Source organism: Paraclostridium benzoelyticum, assembly GCF_001006285.1.
Taxonomy (GTDB): domain Bacteria; phylum Bacillota; class Clostridia; order Peptostreptococcales; family Peptostreptococcaceae; genus Paraclostridium; species Paraclostridium benzoelyticum.
The window spans coordinates 23,648-38,927 of sequence record NZ_LBBT01000271.1; the positions used below are offsets into that span (position 1 = coordinate 23,648).

Sequence of the window (15,280 nt, forward strand, 5' to 3'; positions counted from 1 at the left end):
TTATACCTCCAAAGCTATATCTCACTTTATATATTCTCCAATTTTTTTTCAAATCCTTCTATTTTTTTAACTGAGATGCAAAATTCATCGCATTGCCATCTTGTTCTTTTGCAGCTTCTGCTTCTTTATTTGCTTTTTCTTCTTTATTTTTCTTTTCATCTATTAATCCAAAATACTGTCCCATAACTTCTCTCATAGGAGGTAGCGCAAGACTACTTGAATTACCCTTAGGTAAAACAGTTACAACAGCTATCTCTGGATCATTAGCTGGAGCAAAACCTACTGACCAAGCAAACGATGGATAATCTTGCTTATATGCATCTATTTGTTCATCTGTTAATTTAGGATTTAATTCTTTTATTGCTTTTCTTAAATATCTAGCTTTTGTAGCTTCACTATTGTCTGGAACAAATTCAGCCTCTGTCTTTGTATCAGTCTTTTCTTCTTTTTTTCCAAATAAAGACTTGCTTTCTTTTTCTTCTTTTTGCTTTTCAGCTTTTTGTTCTTTTTCAAACTCTGCTTTAGCTTTTTCATTATATTCTTTTAAAAGTTTATTAGCTTCTTTAACAGCATCATCTTTAGATACTCCGTATGAACCCATATGACTAATTAAATAATCATATTCATTTTCTGTAGGTATCTTACCACTTCTTTCGGCTGTACCAGTTTTTACAGCTGTTTCAATAGGGAAATTAGCAAATACACTTTTTCCTCCACCTATTTTAGCAACTTGTTTCATACCTTGAGTTAAATCCTTTAAGTTATTAGGATCCTTAAATGGTATTTTTTCAACCTTATTTGTATCTATCTTAACATCTTTAAAATCACTAGATATAGTTTTATCAACTACAGAAGCCTCTACTAAATTACCTCCATTAGCTATTGCTGCAACGTATCTAGCTATTTGTGCTGGAGTATATGCATTTTCACCTTGACCTATAGCTAAGTTGAATGTATCTGCATCTGACCAATTTCCAAAGTTAAAGTAATTATATTTAGCAAAATCTGCAATTTCTGTAGCTTTATCTTCTTTAACATGAAGTTTTTCAAGTCTCTCCATAGTTTCATTTCTTGAAGGATTGTCTTTAGTCCAACTTGCAATTTCATCAATTCTTTTATTGTATTCATCTGGGTTTTTAGCTTTTGTTATATCTGTAAAAGCATCCCTCATTTTCTTATCTAATTCTATTCTTAGAGAGTTTTCTGTATTTTTAAGCTTATCTTCTTTATTTGGAACTTGTCCTTTACTTTCTCCTACTTCAGATTGAAGACCAGTATTATCATTTAATCCAAATAATTTTGCATATTCTAGTATTTTCTCAGGACCTGTGTCTATCCCAAGTTTTTCTTTTGACTGCCAGTTATATCCAGTTCCAACAGTATAGAAATAAATATTACAAGATTCTTGTATAGCTTTATATAAATTTGTATATCCGTGGTTTCCTCTACCATGATGCCATACATAATCGGCAAACGGTCTATTACCAAGATAAATTACTCCTGGGTCATTTATAGCATAATTTGGGCTTAAACCACCTTCTAATGCTGCCATACCTGTTACCATCTTAAATGTAGATCCCGGTTGGAATGCTCCATTTGTAACCAGGTTATTTAAAGGATTTGCCGATAAAACATCATTAGGATTTTTAGGTTGTAATTTTTTATATTCCTCGGATGATATTCCTGTTGCAAATAAGTTTGGATCGTAATTAGGGTAACTAGACGAAGCTAATATATCTCCAGTTTTGACATCAATTACTAGCATAGCTCCAGAGTCTAAATATGGAGCTGTTTTTCCTGCTGTACTATAGTTTCCAAATACACTATTAAACGTTCCACCCGCTCTTGCTGCTTTTATTATTTTTTCTAATGAATCATCAGATACCTTTTGTAAATCTTTATCTATACTAAGATATACAGTGTCTCCAGATTTTGGTTCTTTTACATCTAACTCTTTACTTACTCTACCAACAGAGTCAACCTCAACCTTTTTGTATCCATCTTCGCCTTTTAACTTATCTTCGTAATATCTTTCAATACCTGTTTTTCCTACTATGTCACTTTTACTATATCTTGCATCTCCATCTTCTTGCTTTTTAGCAAGTTCATCTTCTGAAATTTTCCCCATAGTCCCTAAGGTATGAGATGCTAAGTTCTTTTCAGGATATTCCCTAACTGGTTCTTTTGCTACTGATACTCCTGGAAATTCTATAGCTCTTTCTTCTATTTCAGATATAGTTTTTTCATTTACATCTTTTGCTATTGTTACAGGTTTGTATTGAACAAACCCTTGAGATTTAAGTGCATCTCTAACAATCATTATTTTTCTAGCATCTGTGTTAGATAAGCTACCAGGTATTTCATAATATTTTCTAATTTCTTTAAATGCATTTTTTGAATTAATATTTATATTGTCTATCTTATATCCTTTTAGCCAGTCTTCTTTATTTCTTTGCTCTGTAAACTTCCAGTCTTTAACTAAAATTGGAGGATATATACCTACAGAGTTTAATTTTTTCTGAATTTCAGCTGGTTCTAAATTTCTTACAGATGAATCTATTTTATTTTCCTTTATAGCTTTATCAACTATATAGTAAAAAGTTTCTTTAGCATTTAATTCCAACGGAACTTCATTTTCCAATTTATAATCTCTTATTTTCTTGTCAAATGTATAGAAGTACTTTCCATTTTCTACGTATATAGGAAATTCATCTATAAATTCTTCTTTATTTTTTTCTAATAAATTGATTAGCTCCAATGAAATTTCATTAGCTTTAGTTTTTCCATTTTTATCTTTTTTGTTAACTCCATCATTAGACACATGAATAGTGAAAGAGTTTCTGTTAGAAGCTAGTGTACGCCCATATCTATCTTTTATTTCTCCTCTTGGAGCCTTTATCGGAATCTCTTTATATGTTTTATTACTAGCTAACTCATTATAATGTTCATGTTTAAATGTCGTCATATATATAATTTTTGCAAGTATAATACATAGAACTACAATAATTATATACTTTATTATATCAAGTCTATCAAATCTTTTATTTTCATCCATTTAATCACCACTAATCTCTTTTCAATTTAAGGATTGACCCCTTGAAAACGTAATAAAAAATTAAACTACCTATACTATTTACAAGTGGCACTGTACATATCCCCTTAACGAAGATATGTAAAATATCATAAGTCTGGTATACCGTCCCTAAAAGAACTATATTTACAATAGAATCTATTAAACTTGTTATAAAAACTAATGCAAAAACAGTTATATAGCTATTTTTATATATTTTATCATTTAAATTGCTTATTCCGTATGCTATTACAGCTAAAATCAAAGCATTAACGCCAAATATACTACCCATTGCTATATCTTTTACAAAACCTAATAAAATAGCTATTGTAACAGCTTCTATATCATCTAAGTACAAAGATATTATCGTCATATATATTAGAAGAAAGTTTACACTAACTCCAAGTATATCAACATAATTAGTGATACTACCTTCTACTATGACTATCAAAACACCAATAAGAAAAAGTAATATTCTTTTCATTTGTAGTTTCTCCTTCTAATTTATATTTCTTGGTTCGATAACTACAACATCATCAATGTTTTTGAAGTCGGCATATGGTTTTACTATTACATTTTTTAAACCTTTGTTCTTGTCATCAATAACTTTTTCAACTGTTCCAATAGGTATTGATTGTGGATATAGACCTAGTCCTGATGTCACAACAACATCTCCCGGAAGTACATCATATGAAGTTGAGAACATATAACCTTCTAATAAACCTTCTGCTTTATAGTTTTTATTTTCATTAGCCTCCTGACTTATTACTCCTTTACTTTTAGGATCTTTTAGTAATTGGAAGCTTACTGATGATTTTGTATCTAATAAAGAAATAGCTTTACTATAGTTATCAGAAACTTCGTAAACAACCCCAACCAATCCATTTCCTCCAACTACAACGCTATCTTTTTTAACTCCATCGTTCTTTCCTGCACCTATTACAAATGACTTATACCAATTTCCATCATTTTTCCCTACTACTTGTGCACTTATCATATTCTTTTTGTATTTTTCATCTATAAAGTTTAGTGATTTTTTTAAACTTTGCAGAGATTGAGCAGTCGATGATTCTTCTTTTAAATTAATTATTTCTTGTTTTAATTTTTCATTTTCTTTTTCTAATTTGTCAACTTTATTTGCATTTTCTTTAAATTTAAATATGTTGCTTGTACCGTCTTTAATAAAAGTAAATCCTTTGTTTAAGTTACTTTCAATTGCTGATATCGAACTTAATACAACTCCACTTCCTTTAATTCCACCTTTAGAGTATCTGCCTATTGATATTCCTACAATTCCAATTAAAGTGATAGCAACCCCTATAGTTGCTACCACTTTAACGTTATATTTTCTATTATTTTTTTTCTTATTATTTAGTTTCACCCTATCACCAACTTTAAATTATCTTCTACTATTGTTCATCATTAATACTTTTTCAAATATTTCTTGATCTTCTACAGATTTTCCAGTACCTAATGCAACGCAGTCTAAAGGATTTTCAGCTATATGAACAGGCATTCCAGTTTGCTCTTTTACTAACTTGTCAAGCCCTCTAAGTAAAGCTCCACCTCCAGTTAGCATTATTCCGTTTTCCATTATATCTGAAGATAATTCTGGTGGAGTTTTTTCTAAAGTTGATTTAATAGCATCTACTATAGATGTTATAGGCTCTTTTAATGCTTCTCTAACTTGTGATGATGATATATGCTCAGTTTTAGGAAGTCCTGATATTAAGTCTCTACCTCTTATTTGCATAGTTTCTTCTGAATCCTCTTTAAACGTTGATCCTATTTGTATTTTAACGTCTTCTGCTGTTCTTTCACCTATCATTAAGTTGTACTCTTTTTTAACATAGTTTACTATAGACTCGTCAAACTCATCTCCACCTACTCTTATAGATTTAGCAGTAACTATACCACCTAAAGATATTACAGCTATTTCTGAAGTACCTCCACCTATATCTACTACCATGTTTCCTTCTGGCTCTTCAACTCTAAGTCCAGCTCCTATAGCAGCTGCCATAGGTTCTTCTATAAGATATGCATCTCTTGCTCCTGCTTGTCTAGCAGCTTCTTCTATAGCTCTCTTTTCTACTTCTGTTACACCGAAAGGTACACATATTGCTATTCTTGGACTAACTACACCTTTGTTAGATGCTGCTTTTTTTATAAAGTAGCTTAACATTGCTTGCGTAACATCGAAATCTGCTATAACTCCGTCTTTCATAGGTCTTATAGCTACTATGTTTCCAGGTGTTCTACCTATCATTCTTTTCGCTTCTTCTCCAACTGCTAAAACAGACTTGCTATCATCTCTTATAGCTACAACTGAAGGTTCTCTAACTACTATACCTTGTCCTTTTATGTAAACTAATGTATTTGCTGTTCCTAAATCTATTCCCATGTCCTTAGACATTTTATTAAATCCAAATAAAGATTTGAATCCTTTTTTCTCTTTCTTTTCTTTCTTTGCCATAATTTCAAGCTCCTTTCACATATATCCATCAAATTATCATATTTTCCTTAAAACTGTAATAAAGCCCATCACCTATTATTATATGGTCAATGACTTCAATACCTATTAATTCGCCACATTTTACTAATCTAGACGTTACATTCTTATCTTCATGAGATGGTTCAATTGATCCTGATGGATGATTATGCATAAGAATAATTTTATTACTACTTCTTTTTATAGCTTCTCTAAACACTTCTCTTGGATGAACCACTGACATGTTAAGAGTTCCTACCGAAACATCTATATCACATATTACTTCGTTTTTTGTATTCAAAAGAATTGTTTTAAAAACTTCTTTATTTAAATACCGTAAACTATCCATGTAATATTTATAAATATCCCATGGGTTTGTGATTTTATATTTTGTGGGTTTTGCACTAGCTATTCTTATACCTAATTCTAAAGCCGCTTTTATTTGCGCCGCTTTAGATAATCCTATACCATCAATTTCACATAACTCTTGTATAGTTATATCATTTAGCCATCTTATTCCTTGTCGATCTTTATTTATTATATAATTTGCTAATTCTAAAACACTTTGTTTTTTAGTTCCTGTCCTCAAAATGATTGCTAATAATTCAGCATTAGATAAGCTTTTTTCTCCTTGTGTAAGCATTTTTTCTCTAGGTCTTTCTTCTAATGCCATCTCCTTTACACTAATACATAAATTTGATGACTCCATCAAAAACTACCTCCCTAGAATTATTTAAAAAGATTTATTTTAAAATTTATTTTAAGAATATCACTTAACTTAGATATTGGTAATCCAACTATATTAAAATAATCTCCCTTTATTTCTTCAACTAATAGAGCTCCATATCCCTGTATCCCATAGGATCCAGCTTTATCCAAGCACTCTTTAGTATTTATGTAATCCTTTATGTCTTGGTCAGTTAATTTTTTAAATTTAACATTACTTATAGCATAGTCCACTATCTTCTTTTCCTTTTCTAAGTTTACTATGCTCATTCCTGTTATTACCTGATGTTCTCTATTTGATAATTTGCTTAACATATCAAAAGCTTCTTCTTCATTTTTAGGTTTCCCTAAAATTTCATTGTCTAAAACAACAATCGTGTCAGCTCCAATAACTAAGTCACTTGGATTATTTTGAGCAACACTCATACATTTTTCAAATGCTAGTCTTAAAACTAGTTGTATAGGCTCCTCATCTTCAAATATTCTTTCATCTATATCACTACTTATGACAGAAAATTTAAGATTTGCATTTTCTAAAATTTCTCGTCTTCTAGGCGATCCTGATGCCAATATTATATTCATTAATTCACCTCATTTTTGATACTTATTTAGTTTATCATTATATTGTAAAAAATTCAACGTTAATGTCGAACGTTTTTGTTACACTCTAGTTACAATTTTTATTTTTTCTAAAAAAAATAGGAGATATGGAAAAATATCCATATCTCTATAATATCCACATTATAAAATTTTAATAGCCTTTTTAGGACATTTTTGAACACATAGATGACATCCTACACATTTGTCTGTATCTACCTTATGCTTTTCTTTTAACTCTCCTGAAATTGCATCAAACTTACATTGTTTTTTACATATAGTACAACCTACACACTTATCTTCTTCGATTGCAACTTTCTTTCTATCATTTAAATTACCTTTTATTGCTTTTGTTGGACATTTCTCAACACATATCATACATTGTACGCATTTACTATAATCGATTTTAGCTATTTTATCTTCTACATGTATAGCGTCAAATGGACACGATTTCTCACATATTCCACAACCTATACAACCTACACTACATTTATCTTTTACAGCTTTACCAAAATCTTTGCTATTGCAAGATACAAATACTTTGTTTTTAACAGGTTTTTCAGTTATTAACCCTTTAGGACAAACGTCCATACACTTACCACAAAGTACGCATTTTTCCTCATCTATCACAGCTACTCCATCTATCAATTTAATTGCATCAAACTGACAAACGCTTACGCATGTTCCAAGTCCTAAACATCCATATTTACAATCTTTAGAACCTCCATTTAAAGCACTTGCTGCTCTACAATCATTTATGCCTTCATATAAATACTTTTCTTTTGAAACAGAACAGTTTCCGCTACATATAATATTAGCTACTTTCTTTTCACCCTCTTCTGATGATACACCCATTATTTCTCCTATTTTAGTTGCACATTCGCTACCTCCAACAGGACAACCATTTACAGGTGCATTTCCTTCAACTATAGCACTTGCTAAACCTCCACATCCTGGGAATCCGCATCCTCCGCAGTTTGCCCCAGGTAATGCTTCAAGTATAGCTTCTACTCTTTCATCAACTTCAACCGCAAACTTCTTAGAAGCATACGCCAAGATTGCTCCAAATATTAACCCCATTACACCTAAAACTAAAATTGAATTAATTATAGCCAATTATCTCACCCCTAACTTATAGCTTTATAAGACCTGCAAAGCCTAAAAATGCTATTGACATTAAACTTGCTGATATTAATGTTATTGGAAATCCTTTAAAGCTTTCTGGAATATCTGCTAATTCTAATCTTTCTCTTATACCTGCAAATAAAACTATAGCCAAAGTAAATCCTACACCTGCTCCAAATCCATTTACCATAGTTTCAACTAAGTTATATCCATTTTGAACATTAACTAAAGCTATACCTAAAACTGCACAGTTTGTAGTTATTAGAGGTAAAAATACTCCTAGTGCTTGGTATAAAGATGGACTCATTTTTTGTATTACCATTTCAACAAACTGAACTATAGATGCTATTACTAGTATAAAAGCTATCGTTTGTAAAAATTGATTATTAGTTATTTCTAATATTTTTTGTACGAAATATGTTATAAAAGATGCTAGTGTTAAAACAAATGTAACTGCAACTCCCATACCTACTGCTGTATCCACTTTTTTAGAAACTCCTAAAAACGGACATATTCCTAAGAATTGAGATGTTATAACGTTGTTAACTAATACAACACTTAAAAATAAAAGTATTAAATTCATATATATCCCTCCTAATTAGCTTTCTTATCTTTTAATTTATTGAATCCTGCAAGTAAAAATCCTAATGTTAGGAAAGCTCCTGGAGGTAATATAAATAATAAAGCCGGTTGGAAAGATGCTCCAAATAAAGTAAATCCAAATAAACTACCATTTCCAAGTATTTCTCTTATAGATCCTAATACTGTTAATGATAATGCAAATCCAAGACCCATACCTACTCCATCAACTGCTGACGCACCTGGTTTATTTTTAGATGCAAAACTCTCTGCACGAGCTAATATTAAACAGTTAACAACTATTAATGGTATAAATAGCCCTAATGCTTTATCAAGTGCTGGTATATATGCTTTAAGCAACATTCCAACCATAGTAACAAATGTAGCAATTACTACTATAAAAGCTGGAATTCTTATCTTAGATGGTACAAATTTTCTCATCATAGATATAACTACATTAGAACAAACTAGTACTGCAGTAGTTGAAAGCCCCATACCTAATCCATTTATAGCTGAAGTTGTAACCGCTAACGTAGGACACATACCTATTACTTGAACAAGCACTGGGTTTTCATCTACTAATCCATTTTTAATTATTTTTCCTAAACCCATATTTTATTCCCCCGTTCCGTTATTTATTTCTTTAAATAAGTCTATAGCAGAGTTAACACCTTCAACTACTGATTTAGATGTTATTGTCGCTCCTGAAACAGCTTGAACTTCATTATCTTTGCTAGCTTCACCTTGAACTAAAGATATTTCATCTACTTTTTTACCTTCAATTTGGTGTTTCAACCCTGTATCAAATGTATTTGATAAATATTCATTTTTTCTAGTTTTTTCTCCTAAACCTAATCCTTTTACAGTACCATCAGTGCTTATCCCTACAACAACTTCTGTTTTAGAGTCATAGCCATTTGGCTCTGTTTCAAATATATAACCTACTTTTTCATTTCCATTGTATGCTTCATATACAGCTGTAACTATCCCTTCTGATTTGCCTTTTATTTCTTTTAATTCTGCATTATCAAATATTTTTGTGATAGGGTCAGTTGATATTTCTGCAGTTTCTTTGCTTTCTCCATCGTTTAAAAGTTGTTCTTTATATACATTCATAGCCGCATTAACTCCTGAAGTTACTGCATTAGATGTTATTGTAGCTCCTGATATAGCCGCTATCTCATTTTCATTACTAACCTTTCCTTTTACAACCATCAAAGGTTTATCTGCGCTTTTACCATTGTATTGATCTTTAAACGCTGGTTCTTCAGATTTTGATCCAAGTCCTGGTGTTTCTGAATGGTTTCCTATTTTAACTCCTGAAATTTTTCCATCGTTAGAAATTCCAACCATAACTTCAACTTTACCACCATACCCTTTAGGTGTCGTCTTTATAGTATATCCAACTACTTCTCCACCTTTTGTACCTTGGTAAACTTCTTCTATTAACTCGCCTTTTACATCTTTCACTTCACTAAATTCTTCAGCAGCTTGAAGAACTTCTTGTCTGGATTCATTATTAGCCTGAATATTTCTTTGTTCTATAACTGGTGCAGTTATATTATTTGTTAAGCTTAGCATAAGTGATGCAACAGCACATATTACAAATAATATAGTTCCCAATCTAAATATATCCTTCATTTATTTAGCCACCTCCCCAAATACTCTCGGTCTAGTGTATTTATCAATAAGAGGAGTCATTACGTTTACAAATAGTATAGAGTAAGATACTCCTTCTGGATAACCTCCATAAAGTCTTATTACTGTAGTTATAACCCCTGCTACTATTGCATATATAATTTGACCTTTTTTAGTCATCGGAGAAGTTGTGTAGTCAGTAAGCATGAAGAATGCTCCTAGCATAAGTCCTCCCGCCACCATTTGGTACATTACAAACTCAAAATTAAATCCACCTAATATAAACATTAATATTGCTACTGTAGCTATATAAAACACAGGGATTACATAATTGATTATACCTTTGTACATTAAGTATAATCCCCCTAGTATAAGTAATATCGCAGACGTTTCACCTATACACCCACCTATATTACCAACAAACATATCAAAAAGACTTACTCCACCACTGTTTAACACGTTTACACCTTCAGCTCCTGCTTTTAATGCAGCTAATGGTGTTGCTGTTGTAACCGCGTCTAAATTGCCTGAACTAACCCAATTTACTCCAGTTTTAGTCCATGTAGTCATAGCTACTGGAAATGACGCTAGTAAAAATGCTCTTGCCCCTAATGCAGGGTTTATGAAGTTATTTCCAATTCCACCAAATACTATTTTTACAATTATTATTGCAAATGCTGAACCTGCTAAGCACATCCACCATGGAAGAGATGCAGGAACATTAAATGCTAATAATAATCCTGTTACTACCGCTGAGTAGTCTCCTATAGTAGATTCTTTCTTGCTTATTTTTTGACATATCCATTCAAAGCCTACAGCTCCTAATATACACCAAAACATTACGTTAATAGCACTCAATCTAAAGAAATATATACCAGCTAATGCCGCAGGTAAAAGAGCTATTATAACTTGCTTCATTATATATGATGTATCTTCATTACTTCTCACATGTGGAGAAGATGACACTATTAGTTTATTATCCATCATATTTCCCCCTAACTTTTACTTATTTGATTGCTTTCTTTTTAATGCAATTATTTCTTTTTTAGCTACTCTAATTGATTGAAGTAGAGGTCTTCTTGCTGGACATATAAATGAACATGATCCACACTCTATACAATCTAGCGCTCTAAATTTTTCAGATGATTCAAAGTCTCCTTTTAAGCTATATGCACTTATGTATAACGGTTGTAAATATGCTGGACAGACGTCTAGACACTTACCACATCTTAAACAATTATTAGGTTTCGGAATAGTAGCTTCAGCCTCATCTAAACATAATATTCCTGATGTACCCTTATTAGTAGGTATGTTTGTAGTATACTGAGCTATACCCATCATAGGTCCACCCATTATTATTTTTCCAACTTTTTTATCAGTCTTAAGTCCTCCACACTCTTCTATAATTTCAGAGAAAAGTGTTCCTACTTTAGTTACAAGATTTTTTGGTTCTTGTATACAATTTCCAGTTATAGTTGTTATCCTTTCTACAAGAGGCATCCCAGTTTTTATAGTTTTTGCTATCTGTGCAGCTGTACCTACATTGTTTACAACAGCTCCTGCATCCATTGGAAGTCCACCTGATGGTACTTCTCTATTTGTACACGCATATATAAGTTGTTTTTCTGCTCCTTGAGGATATTTAACTTCAAGACCTACAACTTCTATATTATTTATTTTACTTGCTTCTTTTGTAATAGCCTCTATTGCATCTGGCTTATTTACTTCTATTCCTATGTAACCCTTGTCTACGTTTAATGCCTTCATAAGAACTTGTAATCCAAATACAACATCTTCTGGATTTTCAATCATCAACCTGTGATCTGCTGTTAAATATGGTTCACATTCTGCTCCATTTAATATAACAAAATCTATCTTTTTATCTGGAGGTGGAGAAATTTTAACATGTGTTGGGAATGTAGCTCCTCCCATTCCAACAATACCGGCTTCTTTAATACTTTCTATTATTTCTTCTTTGGTTAAATTTTCTAAACTTCCTTTAGGCCTTACACTTTCGTGTATAGTATTTTTGAAATCGTTTTCTATTATTACGCATGTGCTTACTCCCCCAGGAACGTCAATATCTTTTACTCCTATCACTGTTCCTGATACTGATGAATGAATATTTGCAGATACAAAACCTTGCATTTCACCAATCTTTTGACCTACACAAACCATATCACCTAATTTTACTATAGGTCTTGCTGGCGCCCCTATATGTTGCTGCATTGAAATATATACAACTTTAGGATCTTTAGCTTTTTCTAGCGGTTTGCTGTTGGTATACTCTTTTCTGTATGGAGGATGTATCCCTCCTTTGAAAGTTAAGAGCTTCATAGTTCTACCCCCTTATGGCTTAATTTAAACTTTTTTCTAATATAAGTATACTATATCCATAGTAATTTTTTAACAATCGTTAAAAAATTATCTTACTTTTTAATCTACTATCTTACTTTTTTCTAGAATTTTTTCAAAATAAAAAAGTTGTTTTTTTAACAACTTTTAAATAGATTTAATAGAATTTATAAAGCTATAATAACCTTGCATAGATGACATAAGTAAACTTTCACTTATGTTAAATTGGTCTTTTTCCACCATTTCTATACTATTTTTTGATTTATCTTTTACAGACTCAGTGTACTTTAATAAATTTTCCTTAAATCCTTTCATTCCATCATAATCAATATCTTTTGCATTTTTTTCAACTTTATCTAAAATAGATAGCCTATTGTTAATTATATTTTTATAATTTTCTTTATCTATATTGCTTTCATTTTTATCCCATACTTTAGATTCTTCTTCAAAGTTAGTTATTAAATTATTTAACTCGCCACATATATTTTCTACGTAAGAATATTTTTCTGTGTACTGTAAGCTAAGCATAGGTATTTCTAATTTAGTTACAAAAGCATCTGGAAAATCTTTTTTTAGTGTTTCTAAATTTTTTCTACTTTCTTCTTCTTTAAATGAAGGATATGTTTGAACTTTTTGAACTTTATCTACTTCTACAGTAGAAAAGGGTACTTTTAATTCACTTAGTTTATTTTGTATTTGTTTTAGTTCTTCTTGATTATCTATAGCAGCTATTTGAATTGAGTATATTCCCCAATCTTTAACAGTTGCTACTTTTGCATTTTCATTACTAACTTTTGATACTTCTTGTTCTTTTTTCACTTCTTTATCTTTACTTTTACCTTCGGATTTTGCTTCTGTTTTCGAATCATCCCCTTTTCCTATTAAGTCTTTATATGAAAATTCTTTAAATCCTAATTCTTTTTTATTGAAAATATTTAAACTGCTTATCTTTTCTGTAAAACTAAAATCAGCTTTTTTTATAAAAAAAGCTCCTCCTGCTAATACAACTACAACTAGTCCTACAGTTATGCCTTTTGATATATGATTTCTTCTTCTATTCATACCTCTATAGATATTTCTTCTCTTATTCATTAGTTTGTCCCCCCGTTTAAATATATTTACTAATACATATTCAATAAAATAATAATTTATTCCTAAATTTTAAATTTTGATACTATAGGATAATGATCTGACATGTTTTTCATTAATACATCATAGTCTATAACTTCAATGTCTGGTGAAACTAAAATATAGTCAATTCTATCTAGTGCAGTGGAAAATGTTAACGTGTTATCTTTATTTACTTTGGTTGCTGCATCTTTAAAAATTTCTTCATTTATATCCATATTTCCATCGTTAAAATCACCTACAACTATGTAGGGATCATCTAATTTTTTTACAAAATCCTCCACTTCTTTTAATTGGTTTACCCTCTCTGTATCATTTAATCCTAAGTGTAAATTTATAATATTTAATTTTCTTCCAAATCCTAATTTGACCACAGTATGTAGCATTCCCCTTTGCTCTGTTTTACTACTTAAATAAATATGATTTTGACTTATTATTTTATATTTAGAGTATGTTGCAAGTCCATAATTTGAACCTAATTTAACCACATTCGCCCCAAAATGAGAATACATATCTAAATCTTCTTTTAGGCTACTTACTTGAAACCCGGCTTTTGCTGATTCATTTACTTCTTGTAAGCATATAACATCTGCATTTTCTATTCTTAAAAAATCAATTATATCAAATAAACTAGGAAACATATCTTTATTTAAACCACTATGTATATTATAACTAACTATTTTTACTTCCTTTTTCGGTGTAAATTTATTCACTTCTAAAAAACAACTTACAATAACTATTATAATTATAAAGATTATAGTCCATAGCTTTTTTATCATTTTGTAATCATCCCCTAAATCTAATTGATTCTAGTTGTTAAAAAACTTAAGACGCTAATATATAGCGCCTTAATTTTTAATTTTACTTAGTTTATCCTTTATTATACAGTTTATAACTTTTTTTCGTATATCTTCTGCACCTTCTTCTTCACTTGTTTCTATATTTAGGATTTTTGCAATGGACTTCATATCATTTCTTGCCCTTGACTTATAATTTTCAATTAGGTAATTTTTAATCTTTTCTGGTTCTAATATATAAGTACTATTTTTCTTAGTATAGTATATATATTTTTTGTTGTAATAATCTTTATTTTCATATATATTAGTTGATACTTTCTTTAATAGTATCTTATATGATTGTTTAGCATTTACACTCATTCCTAAATATCTAGCAAATTTTATTAATTCTGCTTTTGATTTGAAAATCTCTTCACTTTTAATTATTTTTACAATCTCACTAATATTTTCTTGATATGATCCTCTTTTTAAAGTTTTTATATATGTTTGTACATTTAAATCTTCATCATGAAACTCACTTATACTTTCATCTATAACCGAATTTACCTTGCCTTCAATATACTTCAAAGCTCCTTTGTTAGAGATTGAGCCTTGAAATTCTTTTTGGGTCATATCAAGTATAATTTTTTTCAGGTCCTCATTATGTTCTATAGGTTCCATGATATCCCCCCTTTGATACTTATATTATATTCAACAAATCAATAAAAGTTTCTTTTTATAAGTATTATATAGTTTTATATATGTATTAATCTCATATTATATATCTATTAATATAAT

15 protein-coding genes and 1 pseudogene are annotated in these 15,280 nt (G+C 30.4%); all 16 read right to left on the bottom strand.

Annotated elements, in window-relative coordinates; all coding sequences use genetic code 11:
- Positions 1-58 precede the first annotated feature (58 nt).
- Positions 59-3,055 (bottom strand): penicillin-binding transpeptidase domain-containing protein, encoded by a 2,997-nt coding sequence (locus VN21_RS13845; protein ID WP_046823775.1) that lies wholly within the window; start codon positions 3,053-3,055, stop codon positions 59-61.
- Positions 3,056-3,065: 10 nt separating this feature from the next.
- Positions 3,066-3,554 (bottom strand): rod shape-determining protein MreD, encoded by a 489-nt coding sequence (mreD, locus tag VN21_RS13850; RefSeq protein ID WP_046823776.1) that lies wholly within the window; start codon positions 3,552-3,554, stop codon positions 3,066-3,068.
- A 15-nt stretch (positions 3,555-3,569) separates the two neighbouring features.
- Entirely contained in the window at positions 3,570-4,451 is an 882-nt protein-coding gene (gene mreC / locus VN21_RS13855) for a rod shape-determining protein MreC (protein WP_046823777.1), read from the bottom strand.
- An 18-nt stretch (positions 4,452-4,469) separates the two neighbouring features.
- Positions 4,470-5,543, bottom strand: coding sequence for a rod shape-determining protein (locus VN21_RS13860; protein ID WP_046823778.1), 1,074 nt, complete (start codon positions 5,541-5,543; stop codon positions 4,470-4,472).
- A gap of 28 nt (positions 5,544-5,571) precedes the next feature.
- A complete protein-coding gene (gene radC / locus VN21_RS13865; RefSeq protein WP_084822186.1) occupies positions 5,572-6,231 on the bottom strand; it encodes a RadC family protein in 660 nt (219 codons plus the stop codon).
- A gap of 56 nt (positions 6,232-6,287) precedes the next feature.
- Positions 6,288-6,866, bottom strand: a complete 579-nt coding sequence (locus tag VN21_RS13870; RefSeq protein WP_046823780.1) for a Maf family protein — start codon at positions 6,864-6,866, stop codon at positions 6,288-6,290.
- 159 nt (positions 6,867-7,025) lie between these two features.
- Complete coding sequence (locus VN21_RS13875) at positions 7,026-7,997, bottom strand: RnfABCDGE type electron transport complex subunit B (RefSeq protein ID WP_046823781.1); 972 nt, start codon at positions 7,995-7,997, stop codon at positions 7,026-7,028.
- Between the two features lie 16 nt (positions 7,998-8,013).
- The gene (gene rsxA, locus VN21_RS13880; RefSeq protein ID WP_021428592.1) at positions 8,014-8,589 is read right to left on the bottom strand and encodes an electron transport complex subunit RsxA; all 576 of its coding nucleotides are present in this window, start codon (positions 8,587-8,589) and stop codon (positions 8,014-8,016) included.
- A gap of 11 nt (positions 8,590-8,600) precedes the next feature.
- Complete coding sequence (gene rsxE, locus VN21_RS13885; RefSeq protein ID WP_046823782.1) at positions 8,601-9,197, bottom strand: electron transport complex subunit RsxE; 597 nt, start codon at positions 9,195-9,197, stop codon at positions 8,601-8,603.
- A gap of 3 nt (positions 9,198-9,200) precedes the next feature.
- The gene (locus VN21_RS19420) at positions 9,201-9,701 is read right to left on the bottom strand and encodes an FMN-binding protein (protein WP_226896715.1); all 501 of its coding nucleotides are present in this window, start codon (positions 9,699-9,701) and stop codon (positions 9,201-9,203) included.
- Positions 9,678-10,226 (bottom strand): annotated as a pseudogene (locus tag VN21_RS19425) (RnfABCDGE type electron transport complex subunit G); the annotation flags it as partial. The pseudogene VN21_RS19425 and the gene VN21_RS19420, both read right to left, overlap by 24 nt.
- Positions 10,227-11,207 (bottom strand): RnfABCDGE type electron transport complex subunit D, encoded by a 981-nt coding sequence (locus VN21_RS13895; protein WP_046823783.1) that lies wholly within the window; start codon positions 11,205-11,207, stop codon positions 10,227-10,229.
- Positions 11,208-11,225: 18 nt separating this feature from the next.
- Positions 11,226-12,560 (bottom strand): electron transport complex subunit RsxC, encoded by a 1,335-nt coding sequence (rsxC, locus tag VN21_RS13900; RefSeq protein WP_046823784.1) that lies wholly within the window; start codon positions 12,558-12,560, stop codon positions 11,226-11,228.
- A gap of 165 nt (positions 12,561-12,725) precedes the next feature.
- Positions 12,726-13,670: an SPOR domain-containing protein gene (locus tag VN21_RS13905; protein WP_046823785.1), complete on the bottom strand. Its 945-nt coding sequence runs from the start codon at positions 13,668-13,670 to the stop codon at positions 12,726-12,728.
- A 62-nt stretch (positions 13,671-13,732) separates the two neighbouring features.
- Positions 13,733-14,485, bottom strand: coding sequence for an endonuclease/exonuclease/phosphatase family protein (locus VN21_RS13910; RefSeq protein ID WP_226896714.1), 753 nt, complete (start codon positions 14,483-14,485; stop codon positions 13,733-13,735).
- Positions 14,486-14,554: 69 nt separating this feature from the next.
- Positions 14,555-15,163 carry a hypothetical protein gene (locus VN21_RS13915; RefSeq protein WP_046823786.1) on the bottom strand — a complete coding sequence of 203 codons (609 nt, stop codon included), beginning with the start codon at positions 15,161-15,163 and terminating at the stop codon, positions 14,555-14,557.
- Between the last annotated feature and the right edge of the window lie 117 nt (positions 15,164-15,280).

Bases quoted from the DNA above. Each gene is read 5' to 3' on its own strand.
- VN21_RS13845 (WP_046823775.1), bottom strand. From the start codon at position 3,055: ATGGATGAAAATAAAAGATTTGATAGACTTGATATAATAAAGTATATA.
- mreD (WP_046823776.1), bottom strand. From the start codon at position 3,554: ATGAAAAGAATATTACTTTTTCTTATTGGTGTTTTGATAGTCATAGTA.
- VN21_RS13860 (WP_046823778.1), bottom strand. From the start codon at position 5,543: ATGGCAAAGAAAGAAAAGAAAGAGAAAAAAGGATTCAAATCTTTATTT.
- radC (WP_084822186.1), bottom strand. From the start codon at position 6,231: ATGGCATTAGAAGAAAGACCTAGAGAAAAAATGCTTACACAAGGAGAA.
- VN21_RS13870 (WP_046823780.1), bottom strand. From the start codon at position 6,866: ATGAATATAATATTGGCATCAGGATCGCCTAGAAGACGAGAAATTTTA.
- rsxA (WP_021428592.1), bottom strand. From the start codon at position 8,589: ATGAATTTAATACTTTTATTTTTAAGTGTTGTATTAGTTAACAACGTT.
- rsxE (WP_046823782.1), bottom strand. From the start codon at position 9,197: ATGGGTTTAGGAAAAATAATTAAAAATGGATTAGTAGATGAAAACCCA.
- VN21_RS19420 (WP_226896715.1), bottom strand. From the start codon at position 9,701: ATGAATGTATATAAAGAACAACTTTTAAACGATGGAGAAAGCAAAGAA.
- VN21_RS13895 (WP_046823783.1), bottom strand. From the start codon at position 11,207: ATGGATAATAAACTAATAGTGTCATCTTCTCCACATGTGAGAAGTAAT.
- rsxC (WP_046823784.1), bottom strand. From the start codon at position 12,560: ATGAAGCTCTTAACTTTCAAAGGAGGGATACATCCTCCATACAGAAAA.
- VN21_RS13905 (WP_046823785.1), bottom strand. From the start codon at position 13,670: ATGAATAAGAGAAGAAATATCTATAGAGGTATGAATAGAAGAAGAAAT.
- VN21_RS13910 (WP_226896714.1), bottom strand. From the start codon at position 14,485: ATGATAAAAAAGCTATGGACTATAATCTTTATAATTATAATAGTTATT.
- VN21_RS13915 (WP_046823786.1), bottom strand. From the start codon at position 15,163: ATGGAACCTATAGAACATAATGAGGACCTGAAAAAAATTATACTTGAT.